The 20,432-nt window shown below is 39.2% G+C and carries 25 protein-coding genes; 3 read left to right on the forward strand and 22 right to left on the reverse strand.

Annotated features, from left to right (window positions below; genetic code table 11):
• Positions 1–137: 137 nt before the first annotated feature.
• From LJC66_RS15225 to LJC66_RS15250, 6 genes are all read right to left on the reverse strand, one after another.
• Positions 138–932, reverse strand: coding sequence for an IclR family transcriptional regulator (locus LJC66_RS15225; RefSeq protein WP_230932933.1), 795 nt, complete (start codon positions 930–932; stop codon positions 138–140).
• A gap of 51 nt (positions 933–983) precedes the next feature.
• Positions 984–1,760, reverse strand: coding sequence for a fumarylacetoacetate hydrolase family protein (locus LJC66_RS15230; RefSeq protein WP_195696688.1), 777 nt, complete (start codon positions 1,758–1,760; stop codon positions 984–986).
• 107 nt (positions 1,761–1,867) lie between these two features.
• A complete protein-coding gene (locus LJC66_RS15235; RefSeq protein ID WP_230932934.1) occupies positions 1,868–4,045 on the reverse strand; it encodes a malate synthase G in 2,178 nt (725 codons plus the stop codon).
• 171 nt (positions 4,046–4,216) lie between these two features.
• Positions 4,217–5,668, reverse strand: coding sequence for an FAD-linked oxidase C-terminal domain-containing protein (locus LJC66_RS15240; protein WP_195696686.1), 1,452 nt, complete (start codon positions 5,666–5,668; stop codon positions 4,217–4,219).
• Entirely contained in the window at positions 5,652–7,013 is a 1,362-nt protein-coding gene (locus tag LJC66_RS15245; protein ID WP_195696685.1) for a (Fe-S)-binding protein, read from the reverse strand. The genes LJC66_RS15240 and LJC66_RS15245 overlap by 17 nt, the downstream gene beginning before the upstream one ends.
• Entirely contained in the window at positions 7,014–8,339 is a 1,326-nt protein-coding gene (locus tag LJC66_RS15250; protein WP_230932935.1) for an FAD-binding oxidoreductase, read from the reverse strand.
• Between the two features lie 382 nt (positions 8,340–8,721).
• Here LJC66_RS15250 and LJC66_RS15255 point away from each other — a divergent pair, with 382 nt between their 5' ends.
• Complete coding sequence (locus LJC66_RS15255; protein WP_195696683.1) at positions 8,722–10,422, forward strand: L-lactate permease; 1,701 nt, start codon at positions 8,722–8,724, stop codon at positions 10,420–10,422.
• A 59-nt stretch (positions 10,423–10,481) separates the two neighbouring features.
• Here LJC66_RS15255 and LJC66_RS15260 read toward each other — a convergent pair whose 3' ends face one another.
• Together LJC66_RS15260 and LJC66_RS15265 are read right to left on the reverse strand one after the other, a co-directional pair.
• Positions 10,482–10,754: a hypothetical protein gene (locus LJC66_RS15260; protein WP_223260190.1), complete on the reverse strand. Its 273-nt coding sequence runs from the start codon at positions 10,752–10,754 to the stop codon at positions 10,482–10,484.
• Positions 10,755–10,887: 133 nt separating this feature from the next.
• Complete coding sequence (locus LJC66_RS15265; protein ID WP_013057564.1) at positions 10,888–11,535, reverse strand: VC0807 family protein; 648 nt, start codon at positions 11,533–11,535, stop codon at positions 10,888–10,890.
• A 252-nt stretch (positions 11,536–11,787) separates the two neighbouring features.
• Between LJC66_RS15265 and LJC66_RS15270 the strand changes: the two genes are divergently transcribed.
• Positions 11,788–11,934 carry a YuzK family famiily protein gene (locus LJC66_RS15270; protein WP_014459567.1) on the forward strand — a complete coding sequence of 49 codons (147 nt, stop codon included), beginning with the start codon at positions 11,788–11,790 and terminating at the stop codon, positions 11,932–11,934.
• A 108-nt stretch (positions 11,935–12,042) separates the two neighbouring features.
• Positions 12,043–12,846 carry a lipid II flippase Amj family protein gene (locus tag LJC66_RS15275; protein WP_153254391.1) on the forward strand — a complete coding sequence of 268 codons (804 nt, stop codon included), beginning with the start codon at positions 12,043–12,045 and terminating at the stop codon, positions 12,844–12,846.
• 27 nt (positions 12,847–12,873) lie between these two features.
• On the opposite strand, the gene LJC66_RS15280 is transcribed toward LJC66_RS15275, so the two are convergent.
• From LJC66_RS15280 to ssuD, 14 genes are all read right to left on the reverse strand, one after another.
• The gene (locus LJC66_RS15280; RefSeq protein WP_195696682.1) at positions 12,874–13,650 is read right to left on the reverse strand and encodes an ABC transporter permease; all 777 of its coding nucleotides are present in this window, start codon (positions 13,648–13,650) and stop codon (positions 12,874–12,876) included.
• Complete coding sequence (locus tag LJC66_RS15285; protein ID WP_230932936.1) at positions 13,647–14,537, reverse strand: ABC transporter ATP-binding protein; 891 nt, start codon at positions 14,535–14,537, stop codon at positions 13,647–13,649. The genes LJC66_RS15280 and LJC66_RS15285 overlap by 4 nt, the downstream gene beginning before the upstream one ends.
• Before the next feature lie 12 nt (positions 14,538–14,549).
• Positions 14,550–14,741 carry a PLD nuclease N-terminal domain-containing protein gene (locus LJC66_RS15290; protein ID WP_013057569.1) on the reverse strand — a complete coding sequence of 64 codons (192 nt, stop codon included), beginning with the start codon at positions 14,739–14,741 and terminating at the stop codon, positions 14,550–14,552.
• On the reverse strand, positions 14,742–14,942 hold the full coding sequence (locus LJC66_RS15295; RefSeq protein WP_050690560.1) for a hypothetical protein: 201 nt from the start codon (positions 14,940–14,942) through the stop codon (positions 14,742–14,744).
• Positions 14,942–15,262: a YxlC family protein gene (locus LJC66_RS15300; protein WP_028409037.1), complete on the reverse strand. Its 321-nt coding sequence runs from the start codon at positions 15,260–15,262 to the stop codon at positions 14,942–14,944. Before LJC66_RS15300 ends, LJC66_RS15295 begins: the two co-directional genes overlap by 1 nt.
• Positions 15,259–15,789, reverse strand: a complete 531-nt coding sequence (sigY, locus tag LJC66_RS15305) for an RNA polymerase sigma factor SigY (RefSeq protein ID WP_013057572.1) — start codon at positions 15,787–15,789, stop codon at positions 15,259–15,261. Before sigY ends, LJC66_RS15300 begins: the two co-directional genes overlap by 4 nt.
• Before the next feature lie 97 nt (positions 15,790–15,886).
• Positions 15,887–16,228, reverse strand: a complete 342-nt coding sequence (locus LJC66_RS15310; protein WP_013057574.1) for a DUF1033 family protein — start codon at positions 16,226–16,228, stop codon at positions 15,887–15,889.
• A 155-nt stretch (positions 16,229–16,383) separates the two neighbouring features.
• Positions 16,384–16,617, reverse strand: coding sequence for a hypothetical protein (locus LJC66_RS15315; protein WP_028412882.1), 234 nt, complete (start codon positions 16,615–16,617; stop codon positions 16,384–16,386).
• Between the two features lie 8 nt (positions 16,618–16,625).
• Positions 16,626–16,844, reverse strand: coding sequence for a spore germination protein (locus tag LJC66_RS15320; protein ID WP_013083687.1), 219 nt, complete (start codon positions 16,842–16,844; stop codon positions 16,626–16,628).
• Positions 16,845–16,953: 109 nt separating this feature from the next.
• Complete coding sequence (locus LJC66_RS15325) at positions 16,954–17,469, reverse strand: hypothetical protein (protein WP_230932937.1); 516 nt, start codon at positions 17,467–17,469, stop codon at positions 16,954–16,956.
• A gap of 126 nt (positions 17,470–17,595) precedes the next feature.
• Positions 17,596–17,835, reverse strand: a complete 240-nt coding sequence (locus LJC66_RS15330; RefSeq protein ID WP_013057577.1) for a YiaA/YiaB family inner membrane protein — start codon at positions 17,833–17,835, stop codon at positions 17,596–17,598.
• A gap of 278 nt (positions 17,836–18,113) precedes the next feature.
• A complete protein-coding gene (locus LJC66_RS15335) occupies positions 18,114–18,314 on the reverse strand; it encodes a DUF6501 family protein (RefSeq protein ID WP_013057578.1) in 201 nt (66 codons plus the stop codon).
• Positions 18,315–18,393: 79 nt separating this feature from the next.
• Positions 18,394–19,167, reverse strand: a complete 774-nt coding sequence (locus LJC66_RS15340) for an alpha/beta hydrolase (RefSeq protein ID WP_116513967.1) — start codon at positions 19,165–19,167, stop codon at positions 18,394–18,396.
• Between the two features lie 120 nt (positions 19,168–19,287).
• On the reverse strand, positions 19,288–20,358 hold the full coding sequence (gene ssuD / locus LJC66_RS15345) for an FMNH2-dependent alkanesulfonate monooxygenase (RefSeq protein ID WP_230932938.1): 1,071 nt from the start codon (positions 20,356–20,358) through the stop codon (positions 19,288–19,290).
• Positions 20,359–20,432: the final 74 nt, after the last annotated feature.

The raw sequence follows: 20,432 nt of genomic DNA on the forward strand, positions 1-20,432 counted from the left end.
TCTCCTTTACGTATATATTCTAACAACTTCATTGTATCATGAATAAAACATCAATTAAAAATCATAGCCTATAGTTTACATAATATAATTACGTTATTTTACAGATTATTATATAGCAAAAGTTTGTTCTCGAAGAATCAGAACAAACTTTTGTCTTTCACAGATTCAGTTTTGTAGCCGAGCCGCTCCGAAATGTTCTTACCTATATCAACCATGCGTTCCTGAAGATACGTTAATCGCTCATTTGTCATACGCATCGTAGCACCGGAAATGCTGACTGCGGCAACGACTTGACCAAGGTGATCAAAAATAGGCGCTGCAATGCAGGTAATTCCATATTCATTTTCTTCTAAATCGAGCGCGCATCCCTTTTGCTTCACTTCTGAAAGTTCTCGAAGAAAGCTTTCTTCATCTGTAATGGTGTGATCGGTATGAGCTGGTAAGCCTTTTCTTTCAAGAATGCTTGTTACCGTGTTAAGCGGTAAAAAAGCTAGGATAGCTTTACCGACAGACGTACAGTGCATAGGGGCTCTTTTCCCCACTTTTGAATGCATGCGCAGCGTCTGATTGCCTTCTAATTTTTCAATATACACTACTTCACCTTGATCGTAGACAACAAGATGAATAACTTCATTTGTTTCACTTTCAAGTTCTTGCAAAAACGGCTTTGCTTCCGTTCGAAGATCAATAGAATCTAAAAGTTTTGAACTTACTTCTAAAAACTTATACCCAAGCTTGTACCGCCCGGTTTCTTGATCTTGTTCAATATAACCGTACTGAGCAAGGGTAGTTAGAATACGGTATACGGAGCTTTTGTTGATGTCCATTTGCTTTGCAATTTCTGTGACGCCTACCCCTTCTCTTTCCATGCTGACAATTGTGACGATATCCAACGCCCGGCTTACAGACTTCACCATATTTTCTCTCTCCATTTTTTTCTCTCCTTTATGTGTCGTGTTACTGCCGGGCATTTTGTATCACTCTTATACGTTTACACGTTCTTTCTCTGCAGCAAACGGATTTTGGAGAGTTCCAATTTCTCGGATGGTGCATTCAATGACATCGTTTGCGCTTACCAGCTCCGCGCCGACCGGACTTCCTGTTAAAACCACATCTCCCGGCTTAAGGGTCATAACAGTAGAAAGGTAAGCGATCATTTGCTCAACGGAAATAATCATTAAATCTGTCGAGCTATTTTGTTTTTCAACGCCATTTAAAAACGCTTTTACATGAATGGATTTAAAATCAAGCTCCGTTTCGATTACGGGGCCAAGAGGCGTAAATGAATCAAAGGATTTTCCAATGGTCCAGTGCCCGTCTTCATGAAAATAATCCGGAGCCGTTACATCGTTTCCAATTGTATACCCAAATATATAGTCCAGCACGTCTTCTTTTGCGATGTTCTTCGCTTCTTTTCCAATAATAACTGCAAGCTCGGATTCAAACTTGACGTGCTTAATCGCGGTTGGGATGACAATGGCCTCGTTTGGACCGATCACAGAGGATGTGGGCTTAAAAAAGAAGACAGGAATAGAAGGCATTTCTCCTGGCAGATCCGACTTTGCAGCTGCATAATTTGCGCCTATTCCAATAATTTGATTTGGCTCTAAAGGAGCCAAAAGCCTTACTTCACTCGGTGAAAAAGTCTGCCCTGTATAGTCCCATTTCTCAAATATATTTCCTTTAATGACGCTGATCGTATCCTCTTTTAGAACACCTGTATGACGGCTATCTTGTACAGCGAACCTTACAAATTTCATAACATAGCTCCTTTTCCCATTTGCTTAATTTTAATAAGAATAGTAGATAGTCAGATTCTGAAGGTGTAAGTACAGCCTGCCATCTCTATGCTGACAGGCCGTTTGTTTTACTGTTTTATAGCTGCTTTTGCCTTTGCTTCGATACGGCGGCGGTGTAAAATGGGCTCCGTATAGCCGTTTGGCTGATCATAGCCTTGAAATACTAAATCGCAGGCTGCCTGAAAAGCAATGGATGCGCTGTAGTTCGGTGCCATTGGCTGATACAGAGGATCATTTTCATTTTGTTGATCCACTACTTTTGCCATTCGCTTTAGCGTTTCCGTTACTTGTTCCTTTGTACAAATTCCATGATGAAGCCAGTTAGCCACGTGCTGACTGGAAATACGAAGCGTTGCCCGGTCTTCCATTAGCCCTACATTATTAATATCCGGTACTTTTGAGCACCCTACTCCTTGGTCGACCCACCTTACTACATAACCAAGTATTCCTTGAGCGTTGTTGTCGAGCTCCTGCTGAATTTCATCTTTGCTCCAATTTGGTTTTTCTGCTACAGGAATTTGCAAAATGTCATCTTGTAAATCAGCAGACTGAGTAAGCAATTCGTTTTGAACATCTCTTACATCAATTTGATGATAGTGAAGAGCATGAAGCGTTGCTGCGGTTGGTGAAGGCACCCATGCCGTATTCGCTCCTGCTTTTAAATGCCCCACTTTTTGTTTAAGCATTTCCGCCATCATATCCGGCATTGCCCACATTCCTTTTCCGATTTGAGCGCGGCCTTGGAATCCGCTTGCTAATCCTACATTTACATTAGACTGCTCGTAGCCTTGAAGCCATTTAGACGCTTTCATATCATTTTTACGGATAACAGCGCCCGCTTCCATTGAGGTATGAATTTCGTCACCTGTTCGATCCAAGAATCCAGTATTAATAAAAGCCACTCGGTCTTTTACTTCTTTGATACACGCTTTTAAATTAAGCGTCGTGCGGCGCTCTTCGTCCATTACGCCAATTTTAATTGTATGACGCTCAAGCCCTAGCATATCTTCAATTGAATTAAATAACGTATTGGCAAAAGCCACTTCTTTGGAGCCGTGCATTTTCGGTTTAACGATATAGATAGAGCTCTTTTTAGAGTTTTGATACGTACCGTTTTTAAGCAAGGTGTGTTTGGCAATTAAACTAGTAATCACGCTGTCTAAAATACCTTCATAGATTTCGTTGCCGTTTCGATCTAAAACAGCGCTGTTTGTCATTAAATGTCCAACGTTTCGAACAAACATAAGCGAACGGCCAGACAGTGAAATCTTTTTCTTGTCGGGAGAAACATAAGTACGGTCTGGATTTAAACGCCTTGTCATGTTTTGACTTCCTTTTTTAAAAGCAGACGTCAAATCACCTTTCATTAATCCCAGCCAGTTGCGGTAAACATCTACTTTATCTTCTGCGTCTACTGCCGCTACTGAATCTTCACAGTCCATAATCGTCGTAAGAGCTGCTTCCATTAAAATATCTTTTACACCCGCATCGTCTGTTTTACCAATCGAATCCGTACGATCAATTTGAACTTCAAAATGCAGACCGTTGTTTTTGAATAAAAGAGCATCAGGGCTTTCTTCTTCTCCTTGATACCCTGCAAATTTCTCTTCTTCCTGTAATTCGGTTAAACTGCCATCGTTTAATTGAGCGACAAGCTTTCCATTTTCAAGGCTGTACTGAACCACTTCCGCATGAGAAGACTGAACGAGCGGAAGAACTTCATCAAGAAAATTCTTCGCAAACGCAATAACTTTTTCTCCTCGAATTGGATTATAAGAACTCGTGCGCGAAGCTCCATTTTCTTCACTGATTGCATCAGTGCCGTAAAGAGCATCATAGAGACTTCCCCAGCGTGCGTTAGCAGCGTTAATAGCGTACCGAGCGTTATTTACTGGTACAACAAGCTGCGGTCCTGCCTGATAGGCAATTTCGCTGTCTACTCCTTCTGTACCAATAAGAAAATCTTCTGTCTTGTCTTCTAAATAGCCAATTCTCGTTAAAAACGATTTGTATTCGCTAAAGTCACCGTCAGGGTTTTCATGATGCCACGCATTAATTTGAGCTTGCAGCTGATCACGCTTTTCTAACAAACGTTTATTTACGGGTGTTAACTCGGTTACTAACGCTTCAAAATCAGACCAAAAATTTTCTGTACTTAGGCCGCTGCCCGGAAGAGCTTCCTCATTGATAAATTGATAGAGAACTGGAGCTACTTTCAGATTTCCAACTTGTTTGTAGTTTGTCACCGTCTGTTTCCTCCTCTTACTCTTTTACATCTTTAAATTTGGACGCGCTTTCATTTCTTTTCGACAAAATGATTAAGACGAACATATGCGGCACTGTTTCTTATTACAAAACAGTGTTTTATTTTTGTTAAAAAAATCATATCATCGAGCGAATATATTTTCAAGAATTTTCTAAAAATATTCTGTTTTTTTCATTTCTTTTTTGACTTCAGCGCAGCGGCTTGGACTTGGAAAAAGCTTTCCTGCATTTAATAGATTTTTAGGATTAAATACTTCTCGTATATTCGTTTGTGCTTGAATTTCATCTTCATTGAAAACAAATCGCATTTCTTCTTTTTTTTCAATGCCTACGCCGTGTTCGCCGGTAATCGTTCCTCCTACTTCTGCACATACTTGCAAACATGCGCTTCCGGCGTCGAGTGCTTTTTCCGTTTCCCCGGGCTTTCTAGCATCAAATAATACAAGCGGATGCAAGTTCCCGTCTCCGGCGTGAAAAATATTGGCAATGCGAAGGCCAGATTCTTCGCTAATTTTGTTAATTCGCTTCAGCACTTGAGGCAGTTTACTTCTTGGAATAACGCCGTCTTGTACGAGATAGTCAGGGGATATGGCTCCCATCGCTCCAAATCCTGTTTTACGATTTGCCCACCACCTCGCGCGCTCTTCTTCACTTTCAGCTACTTTCACCTCCCGTACGTTTTGTTTTTTACATACGTCTAAAATACGAAGGATTTGCTCTTCGATACCGGCTGAAATGCCGTCTACTTCAATTAATAAAAGAGCTTCAATATCTCTAGGGTGTCCGACTGGAAACGCAGCAGCTTCCACTCCTTCAATGGCGGTTTTATCCATCATCTCAAGCGCAGCAGGCACAATGCCGGCTGATATAATGTCTGATACCGCTTGGCTCCCGTCTTCTACGCGGTCGAAATAGGCAAGAACCGTTTGTTTTGCTTGGGGATTTTTCAAAATGCGTACCGTAATTTTTGTAACGATTCCTAACGTCCCTTCTGATCCTGTTAAAAGCCCTAATAAATCATATCCCGGTTCATCTGGAATACCTTGCTTGCCAAGCTCAATCACATCTCCATTCGGAAGCACCACCTCTAGCCCTAAAATATGGTTGGTGGTTACTCCATATTTAAGACAGTGTGCCCCTCCTGCGTTTTCCGCTACATTTCCACCAATGGTGCAGCAATATTGACTCGAAGGATCCGGTGCATAATAATATCCTTTTTCAGAGATTGAATTAGTTAATTTAAGATTAATAAATCCCGGCTCTACAACGGCACGCCTGTTTTCATAGTCGACGCTAAGCAGGCGCTTCATTTTCACTAAACTAATAACCACTTCGTTATTAAGAGGAATCGCTCCCCCGCTCAGTCCTGTGCCTGCTCCTCTTGCAAGAAAAGGCAAATCATGTTCATTGCAATATTTAACAATGCTAGAAACTTCTTTCGTATTTTGAGGAAATAACACCGCTTTAGGCAAATGTCTGTGAATGGTAAAGCCATCGCAGTCGTACGCAAGCAAATCTTCTTTATGGTGCAAAATAGAATGAGCATCTACTAGTTGAGAAAGATTTTTTACGTGAAGATCTTTTATTCTATTTTTCTTCAACACGATGTGCTTCCTCCTCTTCTTTTTGATAGGCCCACTCCAAAAGCTGTACCGTGTGAACAATTTGCTGACTTCGTCCATATTTTTTCACTCCTACTGCCATCTGCAGCATGCATCCCGGGTTTCCCATTGAAATCATTTCTACGTCATGAGGCACATGTTCCATTTTACTTTGAAGCACAGCTCCCGCCATATCAGGATTTGTTAAATTATAAATTCCTGCACTTCCACAGCATCGGTCCGCATTAGCCATATGAACCATTTCCACTCCCGGAATAGAAAGCAAAATATCTCTTGGTTCTTTCCTAACTCCTTGACCATGAGCTAAATGGCAAGCGTCGTGATACGTAATGCGCTTATGCAACGTTGTCTGCGGGGGGCGATATCCCGTATCGTGAAGGTATTTTGAAATATCCTGGACTTTTTCAGCAAAGACTTCGGCTTTTTCAAGCCACTCTTGCTCTTCTTCTCTAAATAGTTCGGGATACTCTTTTAACATGCATCCGCATCCTGCAGCGTTTACAATAACAGTGTCCGCATGTTGAAACGCCTCTATATTCTTTTTGGCAAGCTGTCTTCCCATGTCTCGGTCTCCTGCATGAACGTGCAAAGCACCACAGCACGTTTGAGATGGAGGAATAACGACGTCGTTTCCATTTCTTCGTAATACATTAAGAGTCGCTTCATTAATATCACTGAACATGACGTCCATGATGCAGCCGGTTAAAAAAGCAACTTCTGCTTTTCTTTCGGCTTTTGCTTTTAGAACGCGTTTCTTTTTATATTTTTTTCGAACAGAACGGGTAATTTTAGGCATTACATGTTCCATTTCCGCTAGGTGTGTCGGCATCATATTTAACATGCCTGTTGTGCGCATCATTTTTTGCATTCCGCTTTTTTGATACAGCTTCAATAAGCTTCCTGCGGCTTCTAAGCGATGAGACTGAGGAAAAAGTTCTTTTAGAAAAAACTTGCTGATCATGCCTTTCCATCCCGTCAAAGGCATTGCCTGACGAATTTGGCCGCGAGCTTCTTCAATGAGTCCGCCAACGTCTACATTTGCAGGGCAAGCAGTTGTACAGGCCCGGCAATCCAAACAGGCAAACACAGGGTCTGTAAACTGCTCATTCACGCTTATTTTTCCTTCTGCTACCGATTTGATAAGGTGCACGCGTCCTCTTGGTGAATGCTGTTCTTGCCCCGTTATTTCATAAGTAGGACAAGACTCTAAGCACATTCCGCAGTGTACACAATCCGCCCATTTTTTTTCGTCTGGCGCGTCTTTCCACAAATAATTGCTAACGCTTTGGCATGGAGCATCTTTGATATCCGCTTTCGCTGAATTCACTTAGATTCCTCCTATAAATCGTTTATAGTTAAGCACGTTTTTAGCGTCCATCTTTGCTTTAATTCCTGCCAGTAACGGAAAATGAGAAGGTTCTTCTCCCCATACATTTACTTTTTGGCGCAGTATAAAAGGCAAATGTTTAACGACCACATATCCTCCGTACGTTTTAGCAGTTTCAGTAAATGAAGTAATAACGGAAAGAATGGCATCTTCTGAGCCTTTTATGTAGACTGAACAAAGACCATGGCCAACTCCTCCATGTGCTTTTATCAGCATTGGACGGGACGTTTTTAATGCAGTACTTTTGTTTATTACATCGAGTACATTCATATTTGGTACGCCAATTTTTAGCGCGGCTTCCGTTTCCTCTTCGGAAGAACAGCATGCACCATTTGGACTCATGTTACTAAAAAATCTCCAAAATACTTCGGATTCTTTTTCATGCAGCACTTTTAAAATCGTATCAGACGGCTGAATACTTTTGATGTAATTCTCTTGATAATGAACGGAACTTTCCACATCTTCAAAGCTGATTACAAGTGTAAACAAATGCTGCCCTATTACATCTTCAGCTAGAGAAGGATTTAATAACTCCAAAGCAACAGGCTCTATCATGGAATCTAAGACTTTGCTAACAAACGCATGAATTTCTTCGATATTGCCTGTTGAAAAAGAAATAAAGACAATGCTTTGATACTTGGGCAGCGGACGCAGCTTTAACGTTATTTCGGATATAACGCCGAGCGTTCCCATTGAACCAATAAACAGCTTATTCATATCATAGCCAGCCACGTTCTTGACGACTTTTCCCCCTGAACGAACAAAGGTTCCATCTGAATATACGACTCTCATACCGATTACTGCATCTCGAGCCGATCCATAAGATAAGCGCTTTGGACCACTTTCATTCGCTGCAATAACTCCGCCGATTGTAGCGTAGTCTCCTAGAGATGGATCAAGTGAAACTTGCTGATTGTGCGTTTTTAAATACGTTTGGAGCTCTCCAAACGGTGTACCAGCTTTTACAGTAACCGTCATATCACCTACTGTATGTTCAACAATTCCGCTGTATTCAGTCAGCGAAAGCAAAAGGTCTGCTGTATCTATAAGTCCGCCAAACCCTTTTTTTGTACCGTTCCCTTCAATGACGACTTTTTTTCCGTGTTCTGTCGCATACTTTAAAACGGCTGCTATTTCTTGTTCTGAAGTTGGCTTAATATTCAGGGACCCGTTATTTCCAAGGAAGTGATTCATATGCTGTTCTTCAAGTGTGGAAGGATGAGATAAAATGGATTTTAAATGACCTGGAAGCTTTAACGTACTCAATAAATTGACTCCTCTCGTTTTGTAATAGCAAACAACGTTTCACTAATAACATAAAGAAGTGCCATGTATAATACGACTAAAAGTAGTAGATTAATAAGAAGAATAATTAGTAGAATAGATGAAAAGATATATTTTAAGCGCTTACAATCATTAAATCACCTATTCTTGGGATTTTCAACCAGTATTTTCTTCTTATCACCAAAAAAATGTCCGTTCTTTTGAAAAAAAGTTTCTTTTAGTACTTGCCTATCCTAAAAGGATTAGAATATAATGTAAGCGAATTCATTTTTACATAAGTCATCAGATGACCTTATCATCGTAGTTTTAATGGTTTCGTTTTACTAAATTTATAGTTCACTAATTTGAAAATGAGGTGTTAGTTATGACATGGACACAGCAGTTCACTCCTGTAGGAAACAGCGTCATTTGGTCTTCATTAATCGCTTTGATTCCTATTCTTTACTTCTTTTGGGCTCTGGCTATTAAACGAATGAAAGGTTATATGGCTGGAGTTACAACTTTACTGGTCGCACTTGCCGTTGCAATATTTGCTTATAAAATGCCGGCTAGCATGGCTTTTATGTCAGCCAGTCAAGGAGCCGTATACGGTATACTGCCGATTGGATGGATTATCATTACGTCCGTTTTTCTTTACAAACTAACCGTAAAAACCGGTCAGTTTGATATTATTCGCACCTCTGTCGTATCTATTACAGAAGATCGTAGACTTCAAGCTTTGTTGGTTGCTTTTTCGTTTGGGGCTTTTCTTGAAGGGGCCGCTGGTTTCGGAGCACCTGTTGCTATTTCAGCAGCTTTGCTAGTAGGTTTAGGATTTAATCCGCTGTATGCCGCTGGCTTATGTTTATTAGCAAATACAGCACCCGTTGCTTTTGGTGCAATCGGTATTCCTATCACAGCTATGGAAGGTCCTACTGGAGTAGCGGCAATGGAAATCTCTAAAATGGTAGGCCGCCAGCTTCCTTTTATTTCTGTATTTATTCCGCTGTATTTGGTTTTTGTAATGGCAGGATTTAAGAAAACAGTAGAAGTACTCCCTGCTATTTTAGTATCCGGCATCTCTTTTGCCCTTACCCAGTTTGTCAGCTCTAACTTTTTAGGACCGGAACTTCCCGATATTTTATCGGCACTCGTTTCACTTTTTGCGCTCGCTATTTTCTTAAAATTCTGGAAACCGAAAACAACGTTTCGCTTTCAATCTGAAAAAGCAGCACATGAAGTAGCTTCCGCTTCGGCTGAGGCAAGAGAAACTCGAGATCAACCAGCATTCACAGGGGCTCAAATTGCAAAGGCGTGGTCACCTTTTTTAATTTTAACGATCTTTATTTCTATATGGGGAATTCCTCAAATTAAAACCGCTTTGACAGGACATTATGAAGGAGCTAACGCTTTTTTGAGCGCTATCAATTCCATCGGACATTATTTAACGTTTATGCCAGAAGTACCTTGGTTAAATAATTTAATTTTAAATGGAAATGGAGAACCGATTGCGGCAGTTTATAAATTAGAATTACTAGGCGCTGCCGGTACAGCTATCCTGTTGTCTGCTGTTGTCACAAAATTTATCGTCAACATCTCTTGGAAAGACTGGTTCATTACGTTTAACGAGACGTGCAAAGAATTAGCGTTGCCGCTGCTTACCATTATGTCCGTTGTGGCATTTGCTTACGTGACAAATGCGTCTGGAATGAGTACAACCTTAGGACTGCTGTTAGCTAAAACAGGCGCGTTATTTCCCTTTTTCTCTCCTGTACTCGGCTGGCTCGGTGTTTTTATTACAGGATCAGATACTTCAGCCAACTTATTGTTTGGCAACTTGCAAAAAATCACGGCTACGTCTATTGGAATGGACCCGCTTCTTGCGCTTGCAGCAAACTCTTCTGGTGGAGTAACCGGTAAAATGATTTCACCGCAATCTATCGCCGTTGCCTGTGCTGCGGTCGGGTTAGCTGGAAAAGAGTCCGATTTGCTTCGTTTCACGGTGAAGCACAGCTTATTTTTACTGCTGATTGTCTGCGTATTAACATTTTTACAATCTAATGTATTATCGTGGATGATTCCTTAATCAAAAAAAGCTTCCGTATCTAGAGGTACCCCTCTGAACGGAAGCTTTTTTTCTTTTAGTTAAGATCGATTAATGGCATATACAACAAATAAAACTATGTCTAGCAAAATCATTACAACACCGACAAGCAGCCAGATGTTTCCTTGAGTCTTTTTCTCTCCTTCTTGCATTTCAAACGCCCGGATAGCAAATACAATTCCAAGCGTAAACACAAGGAAAAAAAGCTGGCGGTAATCAAAAAACGACAGTACGACAAAAATTAAGGTAAAAAACACCATAATCATTTCTAAAATTCGATAAGGCTGCTTTTGACATGCTAATAATAGTTTCATTTCTTGACCTACTTTCATCCCGGTTTTAATAGCGTTATTTTACTATTAATTTTAAATGAGATGTTAGTGTTTCGAGCACTGTTCACTGTTTTGTAACAAAAAAGCGTACGTTAGTTAAACGCACGCTTCTTTTTTATTCATTTACATTTGGATTCATTGGATTATCCATCCCTGTTTTATCTTGAATTTTTTTATAGATAAAATACGTGTAGACGGCAATTAAAATGGAGAATGCCCACGTAACGGCCTGACGGAATACAATCATGTTCCCGTACCCTTCTACTCCGTACTTTTGAATCAATACGTATTTTACGATTGCTAAAAATACATAGCGACCTGCGAACAGTACTGTAAGCCAGTTCATCATTTTGAATAAATCAGGCTGGTGGAAGAGTTTTAGAGAGTCTTCTCGCTTATAGCCCATTAAGTAAGCCGTATCTACAAAAAAGTACAAACCAATTGGCTTTTTTATCACAATGGTAAAAAGGACAACTACAGCCAGTCCAATCATAAAGTATACTTGATTGTTTAACATCGTTGCTGCGTTTCCTGAAATTAAATCAATAATGGTACGTGCCAGCAGCGTAATGACAATAAACAATCCTGTTACGTTAAACTGGCGATCTTTAATAAATGTATAAATGGTATACACAAACGCTGGTGCTGTTGAAAGCAAAATGGCATAGTAATCACCAATAATGTCTTTTCCTTGGTTCCATATTAGGTAAGGAATAGCGATATAAAAAAGTAAATCAAACCATACTCGTTTTGTATTGTTCATATATAACTCCTTTAAAAACGTTGTTCCTGCTATTATATGGGATACTACGCAAGAAAAAAAGGCTTTTACCTGGAATGTTATGAAATTTTAATCATTTGATGTTTAGATCCAGAGCGACAGGGAAAACGATTTCTAGAAAGACTTCAAGAATCATAAACATCCAAACACTTGAGCAGCAATACATGTGCCACAAGTGAAAAATGCTGAAAGGATTGATTCATTATCGCACTTCACCTAACGTACACGTCAGAAATGGAAAAGGCCATGCAGCTTTCTCACGGCGTGGGGTATGCTGAATATAGCCGTAAACTAGACAAACGTCTACAGGTGGAAAAAGAACGAGAAAAAGATTATCAGGCTAGCAAAGATATACTGCGTGATATTAACCAGCATCGATAATAAAAAGCCGCTCGCTACTATTGGTAGCAAGCGGCTTTTTATTTACAAATCAACCAAATTTATACATAATGAGGAAGTGCGTGTATCAAAGAAAGGAACTTGCTTATTATGATGGAAAAATTACTTATTATTTGTGTATTTGTAGGAATTATTCACATGATTGAAACACTAGCCTACTCTGTGAGACTTGCGGGCTTGAAAACTCGGAAGCTAGTCGTGGCTCTATCTCTTTTTAATATTATTGTCATTGTGTCAAGAACAGCTAATATGGTGCAAGCTCCGCTGACCGGCAAATTAGGAGATGCGGTTCAGTCGAAAGAAGATTTGCCCGTTCTGCTTCATCAGCTTCAAACCATTTTGCTCGCGGCTTCTATTGGGACAATCGCAGGTGCTCTTTTAATTCCTAGCTTTGTATCAATCTTCTCCCGAATGATTTCACACTTAGAAGTAGCGGGATCTGTACCCAAAATGATGAAAAACATTGCTTCCATACATACGCTTGAGAAAGCAAAAAAACACGTGAAGCGTCCTAGGTGGATTATGCTGTCTCAGCTGCGAATAGGCGGAGTGCCTAAGCGGCTGCTTCTTTTAAATTTAATGGCTACGACCATTTATACAGTAGGTGTTCTTTCCACTCTTTATGCTTCTACGCTCGAGCCTACTCTTTCTAAATCGATTCTGATGTCTTCTGGTCTTATTAACGGACTAGCGATGATTACCCTTGCTGTGTTTGTAGATCCGCAAGTAGCCATTTTAACTGAAAAGGTAATGAAAGGTGAATCGACTAAGCAATCTATGAACAAAATGGTTGGTACACTCGTCATCTCTCGTTTGTGCGGAACCGTCTGTGCCCAGATTCTCTTAGTTCCCGCTGCTCTTTATATTGCATGGATTTGCAAATTAATCCCTTAGAAAAAAGACTTCGTTAAAGAAGTCTTTTTATACATATTCCACTTTTTTGTATCTACGAACAGCAGCGATTAAAAGAAAAAAGCTGCTCATTAACGCAACAACTACGGTATAGGTGACACTCTGTGACCAGTGCAACTGTTCAAGCAAACGAGCAGCGTATTGCGACAGCGCTGCAGGACTCCACTTTAATTGATTCGTAAACAAAGTACTCAAAAATGAAAGTAATCCAATGATCAAAATGCTTACTCCAGCAATCCCTCCGCTTTGTAAAAGGAATGTTCCAGCTGCCACTAAAACGGACAAGATAAAAATCAGCCACAGGCTGTATAAAAGAAAGCTAACTAGCATATGAGTCCAATCCACATGTGAAAATAAAAGATTTGTATAATACCATGCTGCTATATAGCTTATAAACGTTGAGCCAATGACGAGTACGATTTGCGCAGCCCATTTACTCATAATGTATTGAATGACGCTTACCGGTCTCATCATAACAAGAACAGCAGCATGATTTTGTCGTTCATTTGAAATCATATTCATGCTTGCTAGTACAATCAGTAAGGTTCCTATTGTGCTATATTGTGAAAGGACACCTTGCATTACTTCTTGACCGGTGGGCGTAGGAAGTTGAATAACTGCTCCTTTTGGTAAATTCCCTGCCATGTTAATGATTTGTGGCATATAATAATTGGTTAAAGGCTGTGTGATGCCTAGTAAAATTAGAGAAATTGGCAGCCAAATTCCTTTGCCGTTCGCAAATAATTCATGCAGTTCCTTTTTAAATAAGACTCCAAATATTTTCATTTGTTCATCACCTCTAGATACACGTCTTCGAGAGAATGCTGTTTTCGTTCAAATAAAACAAGGTTTGCTTGCTGATCAACAAGCAGTTGAAGCAGCTGCTGCTGCTGAGATGTATCTTTTACATTTACAGTGGCTTTATAAGGAGAATGAAACAGCACCTGTTCACTTGGCAGACTGCTAAGTGATGCAGGGAGCCTTTCTTCTGTTTCAATCGTAAAAGCAGGAGACGTAAACTCTTGGCGCAGCGAACTCTTTGTTCCATTCCATTTCATACGTCCGTTTTTAATCATGATTATGTTATCGCATATTTGTTCTGCATCATGCAAAATGTGAGTTGAAAAAAGGATAGTCGTATCTTTTTTTAATGTTTCGATAATCATTAGGACATCTTTTCTGCCTTCAGGATCCAAAGCCGAAACCGGTTCATCTAGAATTAGCAGTTCAGGTTTATGTAACAAGGCTTGCGCCAATCCCAAACGTTGTTTCATTCCTCCAGAAAACCCAGCAATTTTCTGCTTTTCCTTTCCTTTTAAACCTACAGTTTCAAGTACTTCATCTATTCGTTGAGAAAGCACATTTTTTGAAATGGTAGATAAAAGGCCTAAAAAAGTTAAATACTGCTGAGGCGTCATCCAATTAAAAAACGTAGGATGCTGTGGCAGAAAGCCAATAAATGATCGTACGTCTTGGTGCTGTTTATCTTCAAAAGAAATTTTCCCTTTATTAGGTGCAGTAAGACCTGCAATCATATGCAAAGTAGTCGTCTTACCTGCACCATTAGGGCCTAACAACGCTGCACATTTTCCTTTGTCGAGATTAAATGAAAGGTTATTCACAACGGTTATATTACGATACGCTTTTGTCAGTCCTTCTACTTGCATAAACATCTTCGCTCCACCTCACTGTTTTTTACGTCCTAAAACAAAATATAAAACGGGGCCAACTGTACTTACACATAAAATAATGAGTCCCCATAGCCATTTTGGTCCGTTTGTCTCTTCTTGCTTTATGCAGCTTATTAACGCTGGAATCATTAAAAGCAATTGTAAGAATAGAATTGGAGCAATTAACAACCAGTTAATGTCCTTCATTTACATCCTCCTTTTTCTTCGTGCTGGAAGCCAAATAATAAAAAACCAATAAAACAGAGTTGGCATTGGAATTTGAATCAGTCCCCATATTCCCCAAAACCATGGATGAGCGCCGCGTTTTTTTGCATTGATAAAAAGTAGAAAGCTTTGAAGAAGGAGAAATGGTGAAATAAACAGCACAAGAATCCATTTTTCATTCATTATAAAAACATCTCCTTTTTTCGTTTATAGTGAAAAACGATAAAAGAAATAGGAGCAACAATGATCCCAATTACTTCAATGGCGATAAACAAGGCAGGTATTTGTAAAATAGCAGTTGCCATTATCGTTAAAATAACAAGTGCTGTTAATGTAAATAAGCATAACTCTTTCCGGAAAGCTTTTTTCTGCTTTTGTTTTTGAATGAGAAGCTGTTCTTGAATTGCATGAAGAGAAATACGTTCATGACTTGCTAAACTCTCTAGCTGCTCCCAATCTTTTTTTAAAGAATGTAAGGACTGATTGTCATTTTCTTCTCTCATTCTTTCCACTCCTTTCTCAGTATGTTTACTCCTTTATTTACTCTTGATTTGACCGTTCCTGCTCGCATATTCAGCATATGGGCAATCTCATCGTACGTATATCCGTAATAATGTCGAAGCAAGACAGGAATTCGAAAGCGTGAATCGAGTTCATTAAAATCGGAAAACATCTCGCTCCATTCCACTCCTTTGTATTTAGCTTTCCACTGAAGCTGGTGCGACAAAGACTGCTTTATTCGCTGGAGACTGCTTTTTTCACGTTTTTGTTTACGCAAATAATCCATGTACAGTCTTGAAGCAATGGATATCATCCAAGTCGAAAACTTTGCTTCATTTTTGTATGAAGAAAGATTCACGTAACACTTCATCATTGCTTCCTGACACAATTCACTGCATAAGTCCTCATCTAATGTCAGCTTTAAAAGGTATTTATATAAAAATGAATGATAGCGCTGAAATAATAATGAGAAGGCATCATCATCACCTTGTAATGCTTTTTGGACAAGGATGAAATCATCTTGTTCCAAAGCGGTCACCCCTCCTTTTTGTTTCATCATCTATATGACGCTTGAGCGATTGAAATCGTTCATTTTTTATATAAAAAAAACGCCCCGCAGGACGTTTTTATTTAGTACGAAGCATTTTTAATCCTTCTTCATCTTCTTCTAATGAATAGACTTCATCGTTTTTAGCGAATAAAACACCGTGGAAGATTTGAAGGTCATCATCACAGGCTTCACAAAATTCCTTTTCGCCTTCGTTCCAAAAGCTAAAGAGCGCTAGTTCATCACTTCGCACGCTTGCGTATTTTTGATGAAATTCATAAATCATCATCGCGTAGTAGCGAAGCGCTTCTTCTTTTTTTTCAAATTCAATGGTTTCAATAATATCTTTTTCCCAGCCTTCTAAAAACAGCCAAGGTTCACAATCACTTTTTATTTTATGAACTCTCCATTTATCTGTCATGATTGAACATCTCCTTACTTACAGCTTACTTCTAAAATTTCTCTTTTCCTTATTATTCAGCAAAAATAACTTTGAATCAAGTAAAACGGAAAAAAACGCCTATTTTCAGGAAATAGACGCTAACAAGATGGCTTAATCTGAACTTCTTTTTTATATTAGTAATAGCCCCTTAAACTATAAGGAACTAAACTGCCCGTATAATACTGGGTAACAGGAGGGAAAACGCCGGCTGAAGGCGTGATTTTCCCCCACCAAGATGGTTTTTTGCCCCACCAGTTATCCATCGCTCCATCAGGTGACACAACAAATCCAATTGGACGTGCAAAAGAAGGCATAAAATACGGATAAAACGAATATTGAAAAGGCGTGTAGAAAGAAGAGTAAAACATCTCTTTCCTTATCCGTTTCCGAAGCCGTTTTGGTCAGAACCATCCGGATCGAGCGTATTTGTATTAGAAAGTCCTGAATTTGTATTTACACAAATTCCTGTATTTGAAGATCCTGAACCTTGTGCGGTTTTACTATTGCTTTTAGGAGAAACATAGTACGTATCTCCAAACGTAACGACTCCTCCTGTAACGTTTGGAATCACTACATGGTTAATAACAATTGGCATTATCCTCACCCTTTTTATTTTCATCGTGATGTAATATATGAACGGTTTATCAAAAGGGTTATAAATTAATGGATATAAATAAAAAATCCCCCTGCAGAGTGGGGTATTTTTACGCGTTTACCTCTTTTTTAGAATGACTTAATTCATCCCGCAAAATATCAAAATCTCGTTCTGCTACTTCTTCAATTTTTGTATACAATTCATTCTCTGTTAGAAGTCCTTTTTCTTCAAGTAATTCGACAAGAGCCTTAAACTTTATTCTAGATAAAAGCATTTCATTTACCGTGCTCTCTGTTGGACGTTCATTTTTCACTTGTTCTTTAACAGGTTCTTGCTGCAGCTTGACCCTGAAAACAATATTTGTATGATCGGTAATTTCAGGTGACTGATAAAATGTGCTGTGCGAAATGTTTTTTAGTGTTAGCGTTTCTTTTGTCTCCATATTTGTTACTTCAAAATACGGATCCTCAAAAAATGCATCATATTTATCATAAGCTGCTTTGCCTACAACCGAAAAAGAAAAGTTTAGCCTTTTCAACTCTTCACCTGTATTCGCATCAGTAATCATTTTTTCTTCAAACATATCAACGTGAAAATTTACGTTATTAATCATTAGTTGTGTCAATTCAATCGCCTCCTTCTTTACTAATACGACACGGAGTGACAAGTTCCCTGTTTTTTTATATAAAAAAACATCTCCCAAAAATGGGGATGTTTTTCAAGGAGCTAGAAAAATGCTTTTTTTTTAGCTCTACAATTCTTCTTCTGCTTTGTCATATTTGCGTTCGTGCGCCGTATCTTCTTCGTTATCACGAATGGTTTTTTGAAGCACAAAAGCAGACATCGTTAAGTATAAAGTTCCAACGGCATAATAACCTTTTACCGGTAGTGATGCATCTAAGGTATAAATTCCTATAAACATAGCTAATAGTGCTGTAATAAAAGCTGTCCATGCTAAAAATGTAAAAGCTGCTGTATTACGCTTTTTCATCGTATGACCTCCTCTTTTCCTTTTTCTGTTAAGCGTCGCTTTCATTTTACATTGTAAAATAATTGTTGTCATGGGTATTTATAGTCAGTTACCCTTTTAATCAGAACAAGAAACGGAAGAATTTAGGTCTTACATCCTATTTTTATCATAAAGCTTTTTTCGAAATGATGAGATATATGGAATTTCTCTTTAAAAGTATGTTCATTCGTTTTCATTAAGGAAAGCTCCATTTAATTATTGCAATAAAAAAATCATCGCCGAGACGATGATTTTTTTGTTTAGCCTTCAAAGTATTCTTTATAAAAGCCGCCGACTTGGCCAGTGTTATCAACAACAAAATAAAATTCTTCTGTTTCGTTTTTTACATCATATGTTTTTCCTGCTGTTAAAACATTTTCAACCACGAATTTTTTTGCATCTGTATGTATGCATTTTACTTGTTTAATTGTTGGACGATCGTTCCATTCTAAATGAATCATGTATGTACACTCCTTTGTTTTCATTCAAGATTCATTTTATCTTACTTGAAGTAAAAAAGAAACGGAGCGAATTTAAAAATTAAAAAATTCGCTCATGCACTTTTTTTTTGGCAACTGTTGCTTGTACAAACTGTGCCGTTTGTGCAACAATTGTGTCTTTATCAAAATCCATCGACGCAACATGGTAAGAGTTTCGAAGCATGTGCTGTCTTTTTTCTGCTGATTGAATATGGTTTAAGATATAAGCTGAATTCTCAGGCGGTACTACGTTATCAACTGTTGATGTTAGGACTAAAGCAGGGCACGTTACATAAGATAAGCGTTCTTTTGTTTCGTCCATTAAAGAAAGCAGCTCACGCATAGAGCGCACTGGTACTTTGTCGTACGTAATTTCATGTACGTTTGGATCCTTAATATCAGGATGATCTTCTTTTAAATAACGAGGCGTATGACGAGAGCGGTAAGGCTCCATTGAAGGAATGGACGTCATAGCCGGATTGATGGCAATAACTCCGTCAAGATCTAATCCTTGGCTTGCTGTATGAAAGGTGAGAGTGCCCCCCATGGACTGACCCAAGATAAATACATGACGGCATTCTTGCTTCAAACGCTGATACCCATTTAAAAAGTCCTGCTTCCATTCCTCATACGTTGTTTGTTCAATATCATAGTAGTGAGTACCATGTCCTGTTAGTCGCAAACCGTACACAGTAAAACCTTTTTCAGCTAATTCTTTTCCGATATATTCCATACTTTGAGGAGTCCCCATAAATCCATGAGAAACAAGTATACCAATGTCGTTGCCTTTATAATAAAAAGATTCTGCGCCTTGAATTACGTCATAACGTTCCATTTTCTTCACCCTTTATCACAAATTTTCTGACTAAATGAACTATCTTTATAATACACCTATAATTCCTATAAGTCAACTGGGGTATTTATTTTTTTGCGATTCAAAAAAACGAAGCAAGAATTATCTCTTGCTTCGTTCTTTTTGAATATGTGGAAATACTAGCTCAGCAAACGTATATGCTTCTTCTAGATGCGGGTAGCCTGATAAAATAAACGTATCAATTCCTAGCTCTTTGTACTCTTTTAACCGATCCGCTACAATTTCAGGACTTCCAACAAGAGCAGTTCCAGCTCCTTCTCGTGCTAAGCCAATGCCCGCCCATAGATTCGGAGCAATCTCCAGTGCACCTCGATCTTTTGTGCCGCTGTGCAAACTTGACTGTGTTTTTTGAGCAGTGGAGTCAAATGAGGCAAACTTATCTTGAAACGCTTTGATCGTATCATCATTAACATGTTTAATTAATTTATCTGCAGATTCCCACGCTTCGTCTTCTGATTCTCTTACAATAACGTGCAGGCGAATACCGAAGCGAATGTCCCTGCCTTCGTTTGCAGCTTTTTCTTTCATCTCATCAATTTTTGTTTTAATCACTGCGGGCGGCTCTCCCCATAACAAATATACATCTGCATGCTTTGCTCCTACTTCTTTTCCTGCCGGAGAAGATCCGCCAAAGTACAGCGGAGGATACGGTTTTTGGATAGGAGGCGATGGAATGTACGCGCCTGTTACATCAACATGTTCTCCTTTATAGTCCACTTTTTTTCCTTCCATTACATCTCGCCAAATCGTTAAAAATTCATCTGTTAACTCATAGCGTTTATCATGGCTTAAATAGTTACCGTACGTCGCTTGCTCCACGGGATCTCCTCCCGTCACAATATTTAACATAAGTCGGCCGTTTGACATTTGATCGAATGTCGAAGCCATCCGTGCTGAAAGTGTTGGAGACATTACACCTGGGCGAAGTGCAATTAAAAACTTCAGTCGATTCGTAACGGAAGCAAGTGCTGATGCAATCACCCATGAATCTTCACAATTTGAACCAGTGGGCAACAAAGCGCCGTCATATCCTAGATAATCCAGTCCATGTGCGATTTGCTTTAAGTAGTGAATGTCGCTTGTTCTGCTTCCTTCGGTTGTGCCTAGATAACGTCCGTCGCCTGCTGTAGGGAAAAACCATAAGATGTTCATTTCTATTTCCTCCTAAATATTCTCGTATTCTATATAAAGCGTTTTCATATTGTTTGTTCAATTCTTGTCCGTTA

Origin of the sequence: Priestia sp. TSO9 (genome assembly GCF_021029645.1) — a bacterium.
Classification (GTDB): Bacteria; Bacillota; Bacilli; order Bacillales; family Bacillaceae_H; genus Priestia; species Priestia megaterium_E.